Source organism: Streptomyces sp. SM11 (assembly GCF_002910905.1).
GTDB lineage: Bacteria > Actinomycetota > Actinomycetes > Streptomycetales > Streptomycetaceae > Streptomyces.
Genome location: NZ_NEUE01000212.1, coordinates 46,101 through 61,672, shown reverse-complemented (window position 1 = coordinate 61,672; position 15,572 = coordinate 46,101). Strand labels below are relative to the sequence as shown.

Here is a 15,572-nt window from a genome sequence, read left to right as displayed (position 1 = left end):
CGTACCGACTCAGCCGCCGGAGGTGTCCAGCTCCGCGTCGGCGCTGATGCCGGAGCAGTCGTACGGGTCCTTCAGCCAGCCGTCCGGCAGGACGACCCGGCTGTTGCCCGAGGTGCGCCCGCGCGGCCCGTCGGCGCCGTCCGGCCAGGGCTGGTCGAGGTCCAGCTCGTGCAGCTGACCGGCCAGTTCCTCCAGCGAGGAGGTGATCGCCAGCTTCTTGCGCATCTCGGAGCCGACCGCGAAGCCCTTGAGGTACCAGGCCACGTGCTTACGGAAGTCGATCACGCCACGGGTCTCGTCGCCGATCCACTCCCCCAGCAGCGTCGCGTGGCGCACCATGACGTCCGCGACCTCGCGCAGTGCGGGCGCGTGCCGGTCCGTACGCCCCTCCATGGCGCTCACCAGATCGGCGAAGAGCCAGGGCCGCCCGAGGCACCCACGCCCGACGACGACGCCGTCGCAGCCGGTCTCCCGCATCATCCGCAGGGCGTCGTCGGCGCACCAGATGTCGCCGTTGCCGAGGACGGGGATCTCCGGGACGTGCTCCTTGAGCCGGGCGATGGCGTCCCAGTCGGCGGTGCCGCCGTAGTGCTGGGCGGCGGTGCGTCCGTGCAGGGCGACCGCGGTGACGCCCTCCTCGACGGCGATGCGGCCCGCGTCGAGGAAGGTGATGTGGTCGTCGTCGATGCCCTTGCGCATCTTGATCGTGACCGGGAGGTCACCGGCGTTGGAGACGGCCTGGTTGAGGATGGCCCGCAGCAGAGGACGCTTGTACGGGAGCGCGGAGCCGCCGCCCTTGCGGGTGACCTTGGGGACCGGGCAGCCGAAGTTCAGGTCGATGTGGTCGGCCAGATCCTCGTCGACGATCATCCGGACCGCCTTGCCGACGGTGACCGGGTCCACTCCGTACAGCTGGATCGAGCGCGGGGTCTCGGCCGCGTCGAAGTGGATGAGCTGCATGGTCTTCTCGTTGCGCTCGACCAGCGCCCGCGTGGTGATCATCTCGCTGACGAACAGCCCCTTGCCGCCGGAGAACTCCCGGCACAGCGTCCGGAACGGGGCGTTGGTGATGCCGGCCATCGGGGCCAGCACGACCGGCGGCCGCACGGTGTGCGGGCCGATGCGGAGCTGCGGGGGGGCGGGGGCGAGCGTGGTCATTGCTCCATTGTCGCGTACGCCGGACGGGTGGCGGTCCGGCGTACCTCAGCGGTCGGGGAAGCGCCGGGCCCGGTGTCGAGGGCGATCCGGTGCAGCCGCTCCAGCCCGGCGCGGGTCCCGGCGTCCACCGGCGGGTAGCTGACCAGGCGCGGCCCGCTCGCCGGGCCGAGCCAGAGACTGGTCTGCTCGACGTGCAGCAGCCCCACGTGGGCGTTGCGGATGTACTTCGTCGGCCCCCGCTGGTCGATCACCTCGTGGCGCTCCCACACCTCCCGGAACTCCGGCGACCGCGTCTTCAGCCGTTGCAGCAGCGCCTTCCAGGCCGGCTCGGCCAGGTGCCGGGCCGTCGAGGCGCGGAACTTGGCGGCCATCATCCGGGTGGCTTCGGGCAGGTCGACGGTCGCGGCCCGCCAGTCGTCGTGGGTGAAAGCCAGCAGCAGGCAGTTGCGGTCCTCGGGCGGCACTGCGTCCAGGTCGCAGAGGAGCCGGGCGTAGGTGCGGTTGTAGGCGAGGATGTCGTACCGGCTGTTCTGGACGCAGGCCGGAATGGGGTCCAGCTGTTCCAGCACGGCCCGCAGCGCCGGGGTGACCGTGGCGCAATCCGTGCCCGGGTCCGGATCAGGGGCGGCGGCGAGCACGAAGAGGTGGGCGCGTTCGCTCGGGTCGAGCAGCAGGGCGCGGGCCAGGGCGTCGAGCACCTGGGCTGAGACCTGGATGGCCCGGGCCTGTTCGAGCCAGGTGTACCAGGTGACCCCGACCGCGGAGAGCTGGGCGACCTCCTCGCGGCGCAGCCCGGGGGTACGTCGGCGGCGGCCGCGGACGAGACCGACCTGTTCGGGAGTGATGCGCTCGCGGCGACTGCGCAGGAAGGCGGCGAGTTCGTGCCGCCTGACGTCGGACGCGGACGCCTCGCCCGGCTCACCCGCCGCGGGCCGGATGTCGGCTGCCATGGTCGTCATGCCTCCAGCCTGCCGGGTGCCCCGGCCTGTCGCCAGGTACCGCTGGTACCAGGATAAGGAGACTCTGGTACCACTCTGGGTTCGGCGGGAGAGTCGACGCCGTGAGTGAACCTTCCGTACATCCGTCCCTCCGTACGCCCCCCGCCGCCGTCGGTCCGGAACCCGTCCGGCACGACGGCTCCGCCCCGGTGCTCGGCCCGCTGGGCCTGTTCACCGTGCTGCTGGGTGCAGCACTCCCGCTCATCGACTTCTTCATCGTGAACGTCGCCCTGGCCACGATCGACCGCGATCTGGACGCGGGCACCGCCCTGCTCGAACTCGTGGTCGCAGGCTACGGGCTCGCGTACGCCGTCCTGCTGGTCATCGGCGGGCGGCTCGGCGACACGATGGGCCGCAGGCGTCTGTTCCTGATCGGGATGGCGGCCTTCGGACTCACCTCGCTGGCCTGCGGACTCGCTCCCGACGCCTGGAGCCTGGTCGGCGCCCGCGTCGCGCAGGGCGCCGCCGCCGCGCTGATGCTGCCGCAGGTGCTGGCCACGATCCAGGCGGCGACACGGGGCCCGCGCCGAGCTCGGGCGATGAGCCTGTACGGGGCGACGGCCGGCCTTTCGATGGTCACGGGCCAGATCCTGGGCGGTGCGCTGGTGGCGGCCGCGCCGATGTCCTCGGTGTTCGGCGAGAGCGCCGGCTGGCGGTCGGTGTTCCTGGTGAACGTGCCGGTGGCGATGGTTGGCCTGGCCCTGGCAGCCCGTGCGATACCGGAGACCCGCTCCGACCGCCCCGCACCCGTCGACGTGCCCGGGACGCTGCTGCTGGCCCTGTCGCTGGTGACGCTGCTGGCCCCCCTGACGGAGGGGCGGGCCGCCGGTTGGCCGTGGTGGGCCTGGGTCTCGTTGGGGCTGTTCCCGTTCGCGGTGTACTCCTTCTTCCTGGTGGAGCGGCGGGCCGACCGGCTGGGCCGCGTGCCGTTGGTGCCGCCGGGCCTGCTGCGCCTGGAGTCGCTGAGGCGGGGCCTGGCCCTGGTGGTGCCGTTCTCGATCGGCTACGGCGGCTTCCTGTTCGTGATCGCGGTGGCACTCCAGCAAGGCCTGCGGCTGGGCCCGGCGGCGGCCGGTTTCTCCCTGGTCCCGATGGCACTGACGTTCTTCGCGGCCTCGCTCGCCGGTCCCCGGCTGGTCCGGCGCTACGGCGCCCGGGTCGTCACCGCGGGCGGGCTCATCCAGGCAGTGGGCGTGGTGGTGCTGGCGCTGACCGTGCACTACGCCTGGCAGGATCTCGGGCCGTGGGGCCTGTCGCCGGGGATCGCGATCGCGGGCCTCGGCCAGGGCTTCCAGCTCCCCGTACTGTTCCGGATCGTGCTCTCCGACGTACCGCCGCAGAAGGCCGGGGTGGGTGGCGGCGTGCTGACGACGGCCCAGCAGGCGGCGCTGGCCCTCGGGGTGGCCACGCTGGGCACCCTGTTTCTGGCACTGGTGCCGGTCCTGGGCATGCGGGACGCACTGGTGGTGACACTGCTGGTGCAGTTGGCGGCGGTGGCGCTGACAGTCGGGCTGAGCCTGCGGCTGCCGCGCACGGTGACGTGACGCAGGTGACGGAGGGCCGCAACCGACTTTCCGCAAGAGGGGACGCCGGTGCCTGCACACACGCCCGGACCACGACCGAGGCAGCGGTCCCGCTCCCTCGACGAACCGCAGTCGGGGCCTCTCGTCGTGATCGAGCCCGAGCGGATCGTCTACACGGAGCACTGGCTGCGGCGCGAGGGCTTCTCGCCGCGCCCGTTCTGGACCAGGCGGGCTGCGTAGCACGTCAGAAGACGGACAGCCCGGTGAGCGTGGTGAAGCGGTCGAGGGCCGACACACCCGCCACCGAGTTGCCGCGCCGGTCGAGGCCCGGGCTCCACACGCACAGGGTGCACACTCCGGGCACGATGGCGATGATCCCGCCACCGACACCGCTCTTGCCGGGCAGCCCCACCCGGTAGGCGAACTCTCCGGCCGCGTCGTACGTCCCGCAGGTGAGCATGACCGCGTTGACCTGCTTCGCCTGGCTGCGGCTCAGCAGCGCGGAACCGTCGGCGCGGACGCCGTGCCGGGCCAGGAATCCGGCGGAGAGGGCCAGGTCCGCACAGGACGCCTCGATCGAGCACTGCCGGAAGTAGGCGGAGAGCAGTTCGGGGACCGGGAGCGTGATGTTGCCGTAGGCGGCCATGAAGTGAGCCAGCGCGGCGTTGCGGTCACCGAAGGCCGCTTCGGAGGCGGCGACCTCCGGCATGAAGTCGATGGCCTCGTTGCCGCTCTCCGAGCGCAGCAGCTCCCGCACCTGGCCGGCGGCGTCCCCGGTCAGCGCCTGGAGCCGGTCGGTCACCACCAGGGCACCGGCGTTGATGAACGGGTTACGGGGAATCCCGTTCTCGTACTCCAGCTGCACCAGGGAGTTGAAGGGGTTGCCCGAGGGCTCGCGGCCCACGCCCCGCCAGAGCTGCCCGCCGTCCAGGGAGAGGGCCAGGGCCAGGGCGAACACCTTGGTGATGGACTGCGTCGAGAACGGCTGCCGCCACTCCCCCACCCCGTAGACGGTCCCGTCCGGCTCGGCGACGGCCATGCCGAAGCGCCGGGGGTCGGCGTCGGCGAGCATCGGAATGTAGTCGGCAGGGCTGCCGTGGTCGGCGAGTGCGGCCATTTCCTCGGCGATGCGGCTGATCACCGAGCTGAAGCGGTGGGAGCCGACGCGCGGAGCCGGACTGTTCGCCGGAGGTACGGAGGAGGTGTGGGGCACGGCAGATCCTGACAGGGAGGATGACGAGAGGCCCCGGGAGGGGCGGAGTCGAAACGGAAGGTCGCCCACAGTCTGACCCCGCCCACCGGAAGCGGCCAAAAAACCCTTCGCCCTACGCGCCCCGGACGCCCGCCCGGTCCTCGGAAGCACTCGCCCGGAACCCGGATCGTTCGACGACGATGCGAGGTAATCTCTGCGCCAAGCCGGGAGACAACTCCCGGCCAACGGAGGGAAGATTTTGGAGCAGAGCAGGCAGAACGGTGTCTCGCGTCGCGGGCTGATACGAGGCGGGCTGCTGGCAGTGGCGGCGTCAGGTGTGGCGGTGGTCGGCCTCGCGGGGCCGGCGAGCGCGGCCGTGGTCAGTCTCGGCCTCGACAAGCAGGGTGCCCAACGGATCCAGCGGTGGATCCTCACCATGTACGGCTACACCGGCAAGATCGACGGGGTGCTCGGGACCAACAGCTGGAAGGCGATGCAGCGCTTCCTGGCCACCTGGCCCGGCCAGCCCTCTCCCTACAAGGGCAGAGTCGACGGCATGGTGGGACCCAAGACGATCGTGTCGCTCCAGGCCAACCTGAAGAAGTTCAACGGCTACAAGGGCAAGATCGACGGCATCGCCGGACCAGGGACCAAGGCGGCGTTCCGACGCAAGGCCTACTCCAACCCGCCAGTCTGACCGGCCGGGTATCGCGAGCGGCCCGACCCTCAGGGGTCGGGCCTTTCGCCTGCCGGAGTGGACGCCATGCAGACCCGCGCCCTCGGCACTCCAGTGGTCACGGGCGCGGTTGCCCCGGCCCGACCCGGACAGCAGGACGCCCCACCGCGCGCGAAACGGTGGGGCGACGCTGGACCGCAGCGGTTCAGACGGTGCCGAGCTTCCCGGCCCGCACGCCCACCACGAACGCGGTGAACGCGGCGGCGGGAACGTTGACCACCGGGCCGTCCACGTTCTTCGAGTCACGGACCGGGACGATTCCGCGCGAGGCGGCGAGATTGGCGGCGACCTCTACACACTGGCCGCCGTTGCTGCTGTACGAGGACGTGAACCAACGCGGAGATTCGGTCGTCACAAAGCACCCTTTCGTAACTTGCTGATCGTGGCCACAGATTCAGCCTGCGAGGCGGCTTCGGCCTGCATCTGATGGTAGGCCGTCACGAGGGGTTGGACGAAGTGTGTATCGCGCTCCAGCCTCCCCTGCTGCGCAGACTCGGAGTAGGCCAACTGCGTCCTGTCAGGGAGCGTCAACAGCGTCACCGGCAAGTCGAACGCTCGCCGTTCTCCGAGGTCGAACGGGGCGACCTGAAGGACCGTAGTGGGCAATTCGGCAAACGCGACGAGCTTGTCCAACTGCGCCTTCATGACGGCAGCCCCACCGACTGACCGCCGGATGCAGCTCTCGTCCAACACCGCATAGACCATCGGCGGCGGAGTCCTTGTGAGGGAGGCCTGTCTCTCGGAGAGCAGGGCGAGCCGCTCCTCTGCCTGCTGCTCAGTGATCGCCCCCCGTCGCACTGCCCCATTACTGATAGCTGCGGCGTACTCCGCAGTCTGAAGCAGCCCGGGGACGATCCCGAGCTCGAAGAGCCTGATCTCCGCAGCCCGGATCTCTTGACGCACGAACTCCGGGAACCCTTCCAGCAGTGCCGTGTTGCTCATGGCCTGGACCATCCGCTGAAACTTGTCGCCAGCACCAAGCGCCCTGTCAGCACTCCTCGCGAAGCGAGGAGTTGGAGGGCGCCGACCAGTTTCTACAGCAGAAACATGCGTCCCTGAGCACCCCATACAAGCGGCCAGTTCATCCTGCGTCCAGCCATGCCCGTCTCTGGCCTGCCTTAACTTCAGACCGAAGGCCTTCCCCGGGTCGTCGGGGTCAAGTCGCTTGCGATTCACCATGCCGAGCCCCTAACTCTTCGAGCAAAGCGCGCAGGTTGAAGACAGCTCGACACTAGGCCACGCTGAATCGCCCCGGTAGCCGAATGACTACAGAGAGGAGCGATCGATGTACGGCGAGAACTTACGCCCGAATACCCAGGCACCCCCTGACCTTCCCGCCCCCGGCACCCTCCTGGTGGACACCACGCGCGGCGACCGCGTGGGCGAGTTCCGAGGGGTCGCCGGCCTCTACTGGTCCCTCCGGCCCGTGGGCGGCGGCGTCGAGTGGGAGGTCGAGCCCCAGCACGTACGTCCCGCGCTCCCCATAGAGCAGCTACGCGCCCGTACCGCTCGGGCCAACGCCCGCAGCCGGGGTGAGGTGCTGTGAGCCCCCTCGCCCGGTTACGGGTTCGGCTCGCCCTCGCCGTGGGAGCGGCGGAAGTCCGTCTACGGCTTCGCCTCCCCCGGCTCATGCGGGCGCTCACCCGGTGCCCGGTCAAGCCCGCCGCGCCTCTCACCGAACTCGCACGCATCGAATCGGACCCCGCCTACCGGGCCCTGTTCTTCGCCGGGTTGGACGCGGCCGTCGCGGACCGGTTCGCAACGCGGAGTGCCGTGGTGGACGAGATCGAGGCGGCGGCCGACCGGCTCCGGAGCCTCATCCGCAACCCCGACGCCGACGAGCGTGCCGCATGATGCGCGCGGGCTACGCCGCCGAGGTCACCGTGACGGACGGGCAGCGGTTCGCCTCGCTCGGCGGTGTCGCCGTACGGAACCGCCGGCTGGTGCTCCTGTGGCTCCGTGGACAGGCGCTCCGCCTGGCGAACGGACACGGACACGGGCTCGCGAGGGCCACCGACTCGCTGCGGCTGCCGACCAGCGATGTGCGGCCGGTCCTCTTCCACGGTTCCGACGCTCCGGAAGGGTTGCGGTTCTGGGCGACCGATGGCGAGCGCCAGGACGACGCGATACGGGCCCTCGAAGCGGGGTTCCCCGTACTGCACACCGTAGTTGACCCTGCGGTCGGGCTGAGCCTGACCCTTGCCGGATGGCGCGGTTCCCTGGCCTGCCACCATCTGTAGGCCCCTCCACAGAAGAGACCGACGTGCTGCAATGCACCGCCGTCACCCAAGTTCCTCCGGATGAAGTCCTGTCAGCCCTGACGACCTCGGACGGGCAGCCGGACGAACCACCGGACGGACTCGGCCCCGACCACTTCCTCCTCTGCGAACTCGCCGGGCACGACGAGCACATCGAGCATGCCGCGCATCTCTGGCCGGCCGAGACGCCGAGTGCCCCGGCTCCGTGGTTCTTCTGGACCGGCACCGGCGCGGACCTCGTCCACCGGGTCGACACCGTGCCGTGGTGCCCCGCCGTACTCCGCCACCTCGGCACGGGCGTCGTGCGGCTGTGCGCGTTCTTCGACCACCACGTCGCGCCCCACTCCTGGAGCGTGACGGACCCGCTCGGCGACCTGATCGCCGAGCGGGTCGTATCCGACGACCACGGCCACGAAGGCCCCGACCGCCCAGGAGGACGGCCTCAGCCATGAACCAGTGCACCGCCGTTGTGTTACTGCCGCCCCCGGCCCACGTGGTCACCCTGTCGCCCCCCGGACACCGCCCGGAGGCCGGACACGTACTCTGCGAACTCGGCGAGGACCACGACGCCGATCACGCGGCGATGCTGTGGGACGAGGGCGGGCGGCCCGGAAGCGCCGTCTGGGCCAGATGGGGTACGGGGAGGCGAATCAGGCTCTCGCCGCTCCCCTGGTGTACCGCGCCCGACACCCGTAGCGAGGCGTGCGGGCTGTTCGCCGGGCACCAGTCCGGCCACGGCTGGGAGGTCACGGACCCAACCGACGAGGCCATCGCGCGGGACCTGGCGAAGCGCCACCCCCACCTGTGGGTCAGGCCCCGGTGAGAGCGCCGGCGACGATCCGGCCCAGTCGTTCCGCCAGGCCGTCCGGGGAGCGGTTCTGTAGGTAGACCGTGGCGAAGACCGGGCCGGCCACCAGGGCGTGGACGAGGTCGACGTCCGGGGACGACGGGAGCTCGCCGCGGGCGACCGCTCGGCCGAGCAGTTCGGCGAGGCCGGCCTGCTGGACGGTGACGAAGGCGTTGTGGAAGCGAGCGGCGAGCTCCGGCGAACTGCGTATGTCGGCGAGCAGTCCCGGGATCGCGGCGGCGGCCGCCGGGCTGGTGACGTGGTCCACGATCTCCTGGACGAGCACCGTCAGGTCCCCCAGCAGGCTTCCCGTATCGGGGGGCGGGGGCAGGTCCGCGCTGTGCACGGCTGCCGCGAACACCATCTCCTGCTTCGTCGCGTGGCGCCGGTAGATCGCCGCCTTGCCGATCCGCGCACGCTCGGCCACGGCGTCCACCGTGAGCCCGGCGTATCCGCCTTCTGCCAGGAGGCCACGGGTGGCGGTGAGGATCGCTTCGTCGACCCTGCTGTCTCTAGGTCGTCCCATGCGGCCATGTTACGGTACTTTTGGTTCCGAAACTCATGGTTCCGAAACTAGTGGTTCCGAAAAGGGGGAGCGGTAATGGGACGCTGGGCAGGACGGATCCTGATGATCCTGGGCGCGGTGCACCTCATCGGGCTGGGCGTGCAGAACGTCCAGTACGCCGACGAATGGTTCACCGGAGCGCTGTGGGGGCTGCCGCGTGACGAGTTCATTCACCCCCGTGACGCGAACGGTGCGTTCTGGATCTCGATCGGCAGCTTCGCCGTGCCGATGATGCTGCTGGGTGCGCTCATATCCGACCTGGCCCGGCGGAGCATCGCCCTGCCGGCGTCCATCGGCTGGGGGCTGGCCGCGTGGTGCGTGGTGTCGGCGGCGGTCCTGGAGCCGACGCCGATGCTGCTGGGGCTGGTCCCGGCGGCGCTGCTGATCCGGAGCGCGCGGGCTGCTCGTTCGTCGTGAGGCGCTCCACGGTGGAGCGCCGGCGCGGCGGGGAGTCGACGGTGCTCCGACGGCGCCGTTCGACACCTGTCCGCGGCGGGAGTTCGAGCCTCTGGTCCGGGAGTCCGTCTACAGGGGGTGACGGACACGGCCGCCTGGACGTTGATCCAGGCGGCTCCGGTCCGGAACCTTCCCCTTGACCGACGTGGACGTCGACGTGGACGGAGGTACGCGCGTGGGCCCGGATCACGGAGGATCCGGGCCCACGGTCGTACGGGGTCGTCACCGATTCGTACGGGTACTGCTCGGGTGTCAGCTCTGTGCGGGAGCGTCCTGCTCGCCCGGCTCGGCGGTGGCGGCCGCCTGGGCCTCGGCGCGCTCGCGCATCCTGCGGACCAGCTCCTGCTTCTTGTCCTCGGCGGCCTTGCGGTCGGCGCCTCGCGCGGAACCCGCGCCCTGCTGTTCGGCGCGGGACAGCTTCTTGCGCTGTCCGCCGACGCCGAGGAGGTTGTTGCGGCTCTTGGCCACGGCGTTCTCCCATTCATGGTGAGAAGTGAGGAAGGAAGTAATCGGATGATCGAGATCGATCCGGTGGGCGGCGGGTGGTCGGACCCCCGCCGCGCTCTCACTCGTAGATCTGGAAGAACGAAGACATGCCGGAACGGTACCCCGCTCCCGGAGCACCCCGCACCAGCTTTTCAGGCCGTCGGGTCGACCGTCGCCTGATGGGCCTCGGCCAGGTGCTCCTCGGCCTTCAGCCAGGGCAGGAACTGCGCCGAGCGGCACCACGCGCAGGTGGAGCAGGTCAACTGGCGGGTCATGCCCGACTTCCGTACCCGCACGACGTGTTCACGGCCGTGCTGGTCCCATCTGCTGACCTTGCTGGTGGTGATGGACGGCATCGCGTACCTCCCGGAACGGCGGCGGGGGCTCCGGTGGACCGTACGACGAAGCCCCCGGTTCCGTACCCGGATCCGGGGGCCTCACGCACGTGCGCGGGTGTCAGCAGCCGAGCAGACGGGCGCCGAGGTACGCCTGGATCTGGTCCAGGGAGACGCGCTCCTGCTTCATGGTGTCGCGCTCGCGCACGGTCACCGCGTTGTCGTCGAGGGTGTCGAAGTCGACGGTGACGCAGAACGGGGTGCCGATCTCGTCCTGACGGCGGTAGCGGCGGCCGATGGCGCCGGCGTCGTCGAACTCGATGTTCCAGTTCTTGCGCAGGTCGGCCGCCAGGCCCTTGGCCTTCGGCGAGAGCTGCGGGTTGCGGGACAGCGGCAGGACCGCGACCTTGACCGGGGCCAGGCGCGGGTCGAGGCGCATCACGGTGCGCTTCTCCATGACGCCCTTGGCGTTGGGCGCCTCGTCCTCGACGTAGGCGTCCAGGAGGAACGCCAGCATCGCGCGGCCGACGCCGGCCGCGGGCTCGATGACGTACGGCGTCCAGCGCTCGTTGGCCTCCTGGTCGTAGTACTGGAGGTCGGTGCCCGACGCCTCGGAGTGCGCCTTGAGGTCGTAGTCGGTGCGGTTGGCCACGCCCTCCAGCTCGCCCCACTCACTGCCGCCGAAGCGGAAGCGGTACTCGATGTCGGCGGTGCGCTTGGAGTAGTGGGAGAGCTTCTCCTTCGGGTGCTCGAACCAGCGCATGTTCTCCTCGCGCATGCCGAGGTCCGTGTACCAGTTCCAGCGCTGGTCCATCCAGTACTGCTGCCACTCCTCGTCCTCGCCCGGCTTGACGAAGAACTCCATCTCCATCTGCTCGAACTCGCGGGTCCGGAAGATGAAGTTGCCCGGAGTGATCTCGTTCCGGAAGGACTTGCCCATCTGCGCGATGCCGAACGGCGGCTTCTTGCGCGAGGTCTGCAGCACCTGGCCGAAGTTGGTGAAGATGCCCTGGGCGGTCTCCGGGCGCAGGTAGGCGACCGAGCCGGAGTCCTGGGTGGGGCCGAGGTGGGTGGAGAGCAGACCCGAGAACTGCTTGGGCTCGGTGAACGTGCCCTTGTTGCCGCAGTTGGGGCAGTTGAGGTCGACGAGGCCGTTGACCGGCGGCTTGCCGTGCTTCTCCTCGTACGCCTCCTCCAGGTGGTCGGCGCGGTAGCGCTTGTGACAGGAGGTGCACTCGGTGAGCGGGTCCGAGAAGGTGGCGACATGACCGGAGGCGACCCAGACGTCGGGCGCCAGGATGACCGACGAGTCGAGACCGACCACGTCCTCGCGCCCGGTGACCATGTAGCGCCACCACTGACGCTTCAGGTTCTCCTTCATCTCGACGCCCAGCGGCCCGTAGTCCCAGGCGGCCTTCTGACCACCGTAGATCTCACTGCAGGGGTAGACGAAGCCACGGCGCTTGCTCAGGCTGACGATGGTGTCGATCTTGTCGGCGGCCACGGTGCTCTCTTCATTACGACGGCGACGAACGGCGAATGCTTCAGGTTACCGGCGGGCGCACCCCTGGGATCAAATCGGTGAGGGTGCGAGTGGTTCCCCTTGCCGTCACTATGTGATCTTCCGGGCATCTCATCTGCCTTGTTGACAATCGTTTCCACTTTTGTTGAAAATGAGTGTCATGAACGTACGCCGCCTGATACCCACCACCGCCGTCGCCGGAGCAGTCGTCCTCGGTCTGACCGCTCTCTCGGCCTGCTCCACCTCCGACGCAGCGGACGGGAGCGACGGCGGCAAACTGAAGGTGACCGCGTCGTTCTACCCGATGCAGTTCCTGGCCGAGAAGATCGGCGGCGAGCACGTCGCCGTCAGCAGCCTCACCAAGCCGGGTGTCGAGCCGCACGACCTGGAGCTCACCCCCCGCCAGATCGGCTCCATCAGCGAGTCCGACTACGTGCTGTACCTCAAGGGCATCCAGCCCGCCGTGGACGATGCGATCAAGCAGTCCGGTGTGAAGAACACCGTCGACGCCGCGACCCTCACCACGCTGGAGAACCACGGTTCCGAGGTCAGCGGCCACGATCACGGCCATGAGGGCGAAGAAGAGCACGGGCACGAGGAAGAAGCCCACGCGGACGAGGCCCACGAGGAGCACTCCGAGGGCGACGGCCACAACCACGGCGAGGAAGGCGGCGCCGACCCCCACATCTGGCTGGACCCGGTGAAGTACGCCGAGGTCGCCAAGGGTGTCGGCACGTCCCTGGAGAAGGCCGACCCCGACCACGCCGCCGACTACAAGAAGAACACCGACGCGCTCGTCGCCGAGCTGGGCGAGCTGAACACGGCGTTCGAGACCGGGCTGAAGAACACCTCCACCAAGACCTTCATCACCACCCACTCCGCCTTCGGCTACCTCGCCGAGCGCTACGGGCTCACCCAGCAGGGCATCGCGGGCATCGACCCCGAGGCCGAGCCGAGCCCCGCCCGGATCCAGGAGATCCACACCATCGCGGAGAAGGAGAAGGCCACCACGGTCTTCTTCGAGACGCTCGCCAGTGACAAGACGGCGAAGACTCTCGCGAAGGACACCGGCCTGAGGACCGGAGTCCTGGACCCGCTGGAGGGAATCACGAAGAAGTCCCAGGGCGCTGACTACATCGAGGTCATGGAGTCCAACCTCGCCGCGCTGCAGAAGGCACTCGGCGCGAAGTGACCCGCACCACCCTGTGGACCCGCATCACCCCTGGATCGGAGGCGCTCATGCCGGAGCGTGAGAACAGCACCCACGAGCCCGTCATAGCCCTGCGCGGCGCCACGGCCACCCTCGGCGCGCGCCCCGTGCTGCGCGGCGTGGACCTGACCGTGCACCGCGGCGAGGTCGTCGCGCTGCTCGGCGCCAACGGTTCCGGCAAGTCCACCGCCGTACGGTCCGTCATCGGGCAGGTCCCGCTGACCGGCGGCACCGTCGAGCTGTTCGGCACCGAACTGCGCCGCTTCCGCCGGTGGGGCCGGATCGGCTACGTCCCGCAGCGCACCACGGCCGCCGGCGGCGTGCCCGCCACGATCCACGAGGTCGTCGCCTCAGGACGGCTGTCCCGTACGGGGCTGCGGTGGCCCGGGAAGGCGGACCGGGCGGCCGTGGACCGTGCCATCGCGCTGGTGGGCCTGGCCGACCGCGCCAAGGACTCCGTGAGCGCGCTGTCGGGCGGCCAGCACCAGCGGGTCCTGATCGCCCGCGCCCTGGCCGCCGAGCCGGACCTGCTGATCATGGACGAGCCGATGGCCGGGGTGGACCTGGCCAGCCAGGAGATCCTCGCCTCGACCCTGCGCGAGCAGGTGGCGCTGGGCACCAGCGTACTCCTCGTGCTGCACGAGCTGGGCCCGCTGGAGCCCCTGATCGACCGGGCCGTGGTCCTGCGCGACGGCTGCGTGACGCACGACGGGCCGCCGCCCGAGGCGCTCGGCCAGCACGCCCTGCCCGGCCACGACCATGTACACCCCCACGCGGCCGCCGAGCCCGTACGGACGGGACTGCTGACCTGATGATGCTGGAATTCCTGAACCCTCCCTTCATGCAGCGGGCGCTCATCGCGGCCGTGCTGGTCGGCATCACCGCGCCCGCCATCGGCATCTACCTGGTGCAGCGGCGGCAGGCCCTGATGGGCGACGGCATCGGGCACATCGCGATGACCGGCGTCGGTCTCGGCTTCCTGCTCTCCACCAGCCCGGTCTGGATGGCCACGGCCGTCGCGGTGGCCGGTGCGGTCGTCATGGAGCTGATCCGCTGGTACGGACACACGCGCGGCGACCTCGCCCTGGCGATGCTGTTCTACGGCGGCATGGCGGGCGGCGTCATGCTGATCAACCTGTCCGACACGGGCTCCACCGCCAACCTGACCTCGTACCTCTTCGGCTCGCTCGCCACGGTCTCCGAGTCGGACGTCATCGCGATCTGCGTGCTGGCGGCCTTCGTGGTGCTGGTCACGGTGGGGCTGCGACGGCAGCTGTTCGCCGTCAGCCAGGACGAGGAGTTCGCCCGGGTGTGCGGGCTGCCGGTGCGGGTGCTGAACCTGCTGGTCGCGGTGACCGCCGCCGTGACCGTGACCGTCGCGATGCGGGTCGTCGGCCTGCTGCTGGTCAGCGCGCTGATGGTGGTGCCGGTGGCGGCCGCGCAGCAGATCACCAAGTCCTTCAAGGTCACCTTCGTGCTGGCCGTGGCGATCGGCACGGCCGTGACCCTCACCGGCACCGTGACCTCGTACTACCAGGACGTTCCGCCCGGCGCGACGATCGTGCTGCTGGCCATCGCGGTGTTCGTCGCGCTGACCGCGCTCGCCGCTCCGCTCGCGAGACGCCGGGCGCGGGCGAGCGAGGCGAAGGGTGCGGAGTGCACCCTGGAAGTACCGGCGGCCCGCCGGGACAGGGACGACGTACACATGTGACGGCTGTACGTGTGACGGCGTCGCACCGTACGTGTTCGCCGGCTCCACCCGGCCGGGCTGGCACAATGGCCCGACACATGTACGGGCGACACGAGGAGGCACCTGTGGCCACGGCGCCGATCAGTGGCACGAACGCAGCGCCGGTACGCGGCCGGTCCACCCGGCAGCGGGCGGCGGTGGCGGCGGCGCTCGACGAGGTCGACGAGTTCCGCAGCGCCCAGGAGCTGCACGACGTTCTCAAACACCGCGGCGACTCCGTGGGCCTGACCACGGTCTACCGGACCCTGCAGTCCCTCGCCGACGCGGGTGAGGTGGACGTCCTGCGCACCACCGAGGGCGAGGCCGTCTACCGGCGGTGCTCGACCGGTGATCATCACCACCACCTGGTCTGCCGGCTCTGCGGCAAGGCGGTGGAGGTCGAGGGACCGGCCGTCGAGCAGTGGGCCGAGATGATCGCCGCCCAGCACGGCTATGTGAACGTCGCGCACACCGTCGAGGTCTTCGGCACCTGCGTGGAGTGCGCCGCGAGCAAGGCGTAACGAACGGAACGAACGTGAATAGAGGCGGGCCCGGGG

The 15,572-nt window shown here is 70.1% G+C and carries 21 protein-coding genes and 1 pseudogene; 13 read left to right on the top strand and 9 right to left on the bottom strand.

The annotated features are described in order from the left end of the window. Positions 1 to 9 precede the first annotated feature (9 nt). Positions 10 to 1,158 carry a tRNA dihydrouridine synthase DusB gene (dusB, locus tag B9S58_RS20870; protein WP_103533630.1) on the bottom strand — a complete coding sequence of 383 codons (1,149 nt, stop codon included), beginning with the start codon at positions 1,156 to 1,158 and terminating at the stop codon, positions 10 to 12. Continuing rightward, positions 1,155 to 2,117: a helix-turn-helix domain-containing protein gene (locus tag B9S58_RS20865; protein WP_103533629.1), complete on the bottom strand. Its 963-nt coding sequence runs from the start codon at positions 2,115 to 2,117 to the stop codon at positions 1,155 to 1,157. The genes dusB and B9S58_RS20865 overlap by 4 nt, the downstream gene beginning before the upstream one ends. A gap of 188 nt (positions 2,118 to 2,305) precedes the next feature. Between B9S58_RS20865 and B9S58_RS20860 the strand changes: the two genes are divergently transcribed. Together B9S58_RS20860 and B9S58_RS20855 are read left to right on the top strand one after the other, a co-directional pair. Continuing rightward, entirely contained in the window at positions 2,306 to 3,700 is a 1,395-nt protein-coding gene (locus tag B9S58_RS20860) for an MFS transporter (RefSeq protein WP_258044810.1), read from the top strand. Positions 3,701 to 3,781: 81 nt separating this feature from the next. Further along, a pseudogene (locus B9S58_RS20855) lies at positions 3,782 to 3,919 on the top strand (pyridoxamine 5'-phosphate oxidase family protein); the annotation flags it as partial. Positions 3,920 to 3,923: 4 nt separating this feature from the next. Here the strand turns inward: B9S58_RS20855 and B9S58_RS20850 are convergent. Next, positions 3,924 to 4,796 (bottom strand): glutaminase, encoded by an 873-nt coding sequence (locus B9S58_RS20850; protein WP_374935699.1) that lies wholly within the window; start codon positions 4,794 to 4,796, stop codon positions 3,924 to 3,926. A 334-nt stretch (positions 4,797 to 5,130) separates the two neighbouring features. On the opposite strand from B9S58_RS20850, the gene B9S58_RS20845 reads away from it, so the two are divergent. Beyond that, entirely contained in the window at positions 5,131 to 5,568 is a 438-nt protein-coding gene (locus B9S58_RS20845; protein ID WP_103533626.1) for a peptidoglycan-binding protein, read from the top strand. A gap of 184 nt (positions 5,569 to 5,752) precedes the next feature. Here the strand turns inward: B9S58_RS20845 and B9S58_RS20840 are convergent, their stop codons facing one another. Next, the gene (locus tag B9S58_RS20840) at positions 5,753 to 5,962 is read right to left on the bottom strand and encodes a DUF397 domain-containing protein (protein WP_103533625.1); all 210 of its coding nucleotides are present in this window, start codon (positions 5,960 to 5,962) and stop codon (positions 5,753 to 5,755) included. Further along, entirely contained in the window at positions 5,959 to 6,786 is an 828-nt protein-coding gene (locus tag B9S58_RS20835; RefSeq protein WP_103533624.1) for a helix-turn-helix transcriptional regulator, read from the bottom strand. The genes B9S58_RS20840 and B9S58_RS20835 overlap by 4 nt, the downstream gene beginning before the upstream one ends. 106 nt (positions 6,787 to 6,892) lie before the next feature. Between B9S58_RS20835 and B9S58_RS20830 the strand changes: the two genes are divergently transcribed. Genes B9S58_RS20830 through B9S58_RS20810 form a run of 5 tightly spaced genes read left to right on the top strand, consistent with a single transcriptional unit; the run spans position 6,893 to position 8,688 of the window. Beyond that, on the top strand, positions 6,893 to 7,153 hold the full coding sequence (locus tag B9S58_RS20830) for a hypothetical protein (protein WP_103533623.1): 261 nt from the start codon (positions 6,893 to 6,895) through the stop codon (positions 7,151 to 7,153). Next, the gene (locus B9S58_RS20825; RefSeq protein WP_258044795.1) at positions 7,150 to 7,461 is read left to right on the top strand and encodes a hypothetical protein; all 312 of its coding nucleotides are present in this window, start codon (positions 7,150 to 7,152) and stop codon (positions 7,459 to 7,461) included. Before B9S58_RS20830 ends, B9S58_RS20825 begins: the two co-directional genes overlap by 4 nt. Beyond that, on the top strand, positions 7,458 to 7,847 hold the full coding sequence (locus B9S58_RS20820) for a hypothetical protein (RefSeq protein WP_103533621.1): 390 nt from the start codon (positions 7,458 to 7,460) through the stop codon (positions 7,845 to 7,847). The genes B9S58_RS20825 and B9S58_RS20820 overlap by 4 nt, the downstream gene beginning before the upstream one ends. Positions 7,848 to 7,870: 23 nt before the next feature. After that, positions 7,871 to 8,317 (top strand): hypothetical protein, encoded by a 447-nt coding sequence (locus B9S58_RS20815; protein WP_103533620.1) that lies wholly within the window; start codon positions 7,871 to 7,873, stop codon positions 8,315 to 8,317. Beyond that, positions 8,314 to 8,688 (top strand): hypothetical protein, encoded by a 375-nt coding sequence (locus tag B9S58_RS20810; protein ID WP_103533619.1) that lies wholly within the window; start codon positions 8,314 to 8,316, stop codon positions 8,686 to 8,688. The genes B9S58_RS20815 and B9S58_RS20810 overlap by 4 nt, the downstream gene beginning before the upstream one ends. On the opposite strand, the gene B9S58_RS20805 is transcribed toward B9S58_RS20810, so the two are convergent. Beyond that, the gene (locus B9S58_RS20805; protein ID WP_103533618.1) at positions 8,675 to 9,238 is read right to left on the bottom strand and encodes a TetR/AcrR family transcriptional regulator; all 564 of its coding nucleotides are present in this window, start codon (positions 9,236 to 9,238) and stop codon (positions 8,675 to 8,677) included. The two genes, B9S58_RS20810 and B9S58_RS20805, sit on opposite strands and share 14 nt — an antisense overlap. Before the next feature lie 75 nt (positions 9,239 to 9,313). On the opposite strand from B9S58_RS20805, the gene B9S58_RS20800 reads away from it, so the two are divergent. After that, a complete protein-coding gene (locus tag B9S58_RS20800) occupies positions 9,314 to 9,694 on the top strand; it encodes a DUF6463 family protein (protein WP_219818900.1) in 381 nt (126 codons plus the stop codon). A gap of 291 nt (positions 9,695 to 9,985) precedes the next feature. On the opposite strand, the gene B9S58_RS20795 is transcribed toward B9S58_RS20800, so the two are convergent. The 3 genes from B9S58_RS20795 to B9S58_RS20785 all read right to left on the bottom strand — a co-directional run bounded on the left by B9S58_RS20795 (position 9,986) and on the right by B9S58_RS20785 (position 12,058). Further along, positions 9,986 to 10,201, bottom strand: a complete 216-nt coding sequence (locus B9S58_RS20795) for a DUF6243 family protein (protein ID WP_103533617.1) — start codon at positions 10,199 to 10,201, stop codon at positions 9,986 to 9,988. A 170-nt stretch (positions 10,202 to 10,371) separates the two neighbouring features. Next, entirely contained in the window at positions 10,372 to 10,575 is a 204-nt protein-coding gene (locus B9S58_RS20790; RefSeq protein WP_103533616.1) for a hypothetical protein, read from the bottom strand. A 100-nt stretch (positions 10,576 to 10,675) separates the two neighbouring features. Continuing rightward, positions 10,676 to 12,058, bottom strand: a complete 1,383-nt coding sequence (locus B9S58_RS20785; RefSeq protein ID WP_103533615.1) for a glycine--tRNA ligase — start codon at positions 12,056 to 12,058, stop codon at positions 10,676 to 10,678. A gap of 178 nt (positions 12,059 to 12,236) precedes the next feature. Here B9S58_RS20785 and B9S58_RS20780 point away from each other — a divergent pair, with 178 nt between their 5' ends. From B9S58_RS20780 to B9S58_RS20765, 4 genes are all read left to right on the top strand, one after another. Beyond that, on the top strand, positions 12,237 to 13,268 hold the full coding sequence (locus B9S58_RS20780; protein ID WP_103533614.1) for a metal ABC transporter substrate-binding protein: 1,032 nt from the start codon (positions 12,237 to 12,239) through the stop codon (positions 13,266 to 13,268). Positions 13,269 to 13,315: 47 nt separating this feature from the next. Next, entirely contained in the window at positions 13,316 to 14,098 is a 783-nt protein-coding gene (locus tag B9S58_RS20775; protein WP_103533691.1) for a metal ABC transporter ATP-binding protein, read from the top strand. Further along, positions 14,098 to 14,997 carry a metal ABC transporter permease gene (locus B9S58_RS20770; RefSeq protein WP_103533613.1) on the top strand — a complete coding sequence of 300 codons (900 nt, stop codon included), beginning with the start codon at positions 14,098 to 14,100 and terminating at the stop codon, positions 14,995 to 14,997. The genes B9S58_RS20775 and B9S58_RS20770 overlap by 1 nt, the downstream gene beginning before the upstream one ends. A 104-nt stretch (positions 14,998 to 15,101) precedes the next feature. Further along, on the top strand, positions 15,102 to 15,536 hold the full coding sequence (locus tag B9S58_RS20765; RefSeq protein WP_103533612.1) for a Fur family transcriptional regulator: 435 nt from the start codon (positions 15,102 to 15,104) through the stop codon (positions 15,534 to 15,536). The last annotated feature ends 36 nt before the right edge of the window (positions 15,537 to 15,572 follow it).

Excerpts from the sequence above, each read along its gene's own strand:
- B9S58_RS20775 (WP_103533691.1), top strand. The coding sequence starts at position 13,316 with ATGCCGGAGCGTGAGAACAGCACCCACGAGCCCGTCATAGCCCTGCGC.
- B9S58_RS20780 (WP_103533614.1), top strand. The coding sequence starts at position 12,237 with ATGAACGTACGCCGCCTGATACCCACCACCGCCGTCGCCGGAGCAGTC.
- B9S58_RS20830 (WP_103533623.1), top strand. The coding sequence starts at position 6,893 with ATGTACGGCGAGAACTTACGCCCGAATACCCAGGCACCCCCTGACCTT.
- B9S58_RS20865 (WP_103533629.1), bottom strand. The coding sequence starts at position 2,117 with ATGACGACCATGGCAGCCGACATCCGGCCCGCGGCGGGTGAGCCGGGC.
- B9S58_RS20790 (WP_103533616.1), bottom strand. The coding sequence starts at position 10,575 with ATGCCGTCCATCACCACCAGCAAGGTCAGCAGATGGGACCAGCACGGC.
- B9S58_RS20835 (WP_103533624.1), bottom strand. The coding sequence starts at position 6,786 with ATGGTGAATCGCAAGCGACTTGACCCCGACGACCCGGGGAAGGCCTTC.
- B9S58_RS20770 (WP_103533613.1), top strand. The coding sequence starts at position 14,098 with ATGATGCTGGAATTCCTGAACCCTCCCTTCATGCAGCGGGCGCTCATC.
- B9S58_RS20800 (WP_219818900.1), top strand. The coding sequence starts at position 9,314 with ATGGGACGCTGGGCAGGACGGATCCTGATGATCCTGGGCGCGGTGCAC.
- dusB (WP_103533630.1), bottom strand. The coding sequence starts at position 1,158 with ATGACCACGCTCGCCCCCGCCCCCCCGCAGCTCCGCATCGGCCCGCAC.
- B9S58_RS20805 (WP_103533618.1), bottom strand. The coding sequence starts at position 9,238 with ATGGGACGACCTAGAGACAGCAGGGTCGACGAAGCGATCCTCACCGCC.
- B9S58_RS20810 (WP_103533619.1), top strand. The coding sequence starts at position 8,314 with ATGAACCAGTGCACCGCCGTTGTGTTACTGCCGCCCCCGGCCCACGTG.
- B9S58_RS20850 (WP_374935699.1), bottom strand. The coding sequence starts at position 4,796 with ATGGCCGCACTCGCCGACCACGGCAGCCCTGCCGACTACATTCCGATG.
- B9S58_RS20820 (WP_103533621.1), top strand. The coding sequence starts at position 7,458 with ATGATGCGCGCGGGCTACGCCGCCGAGGTCACCGTGACGGACGGGCAG.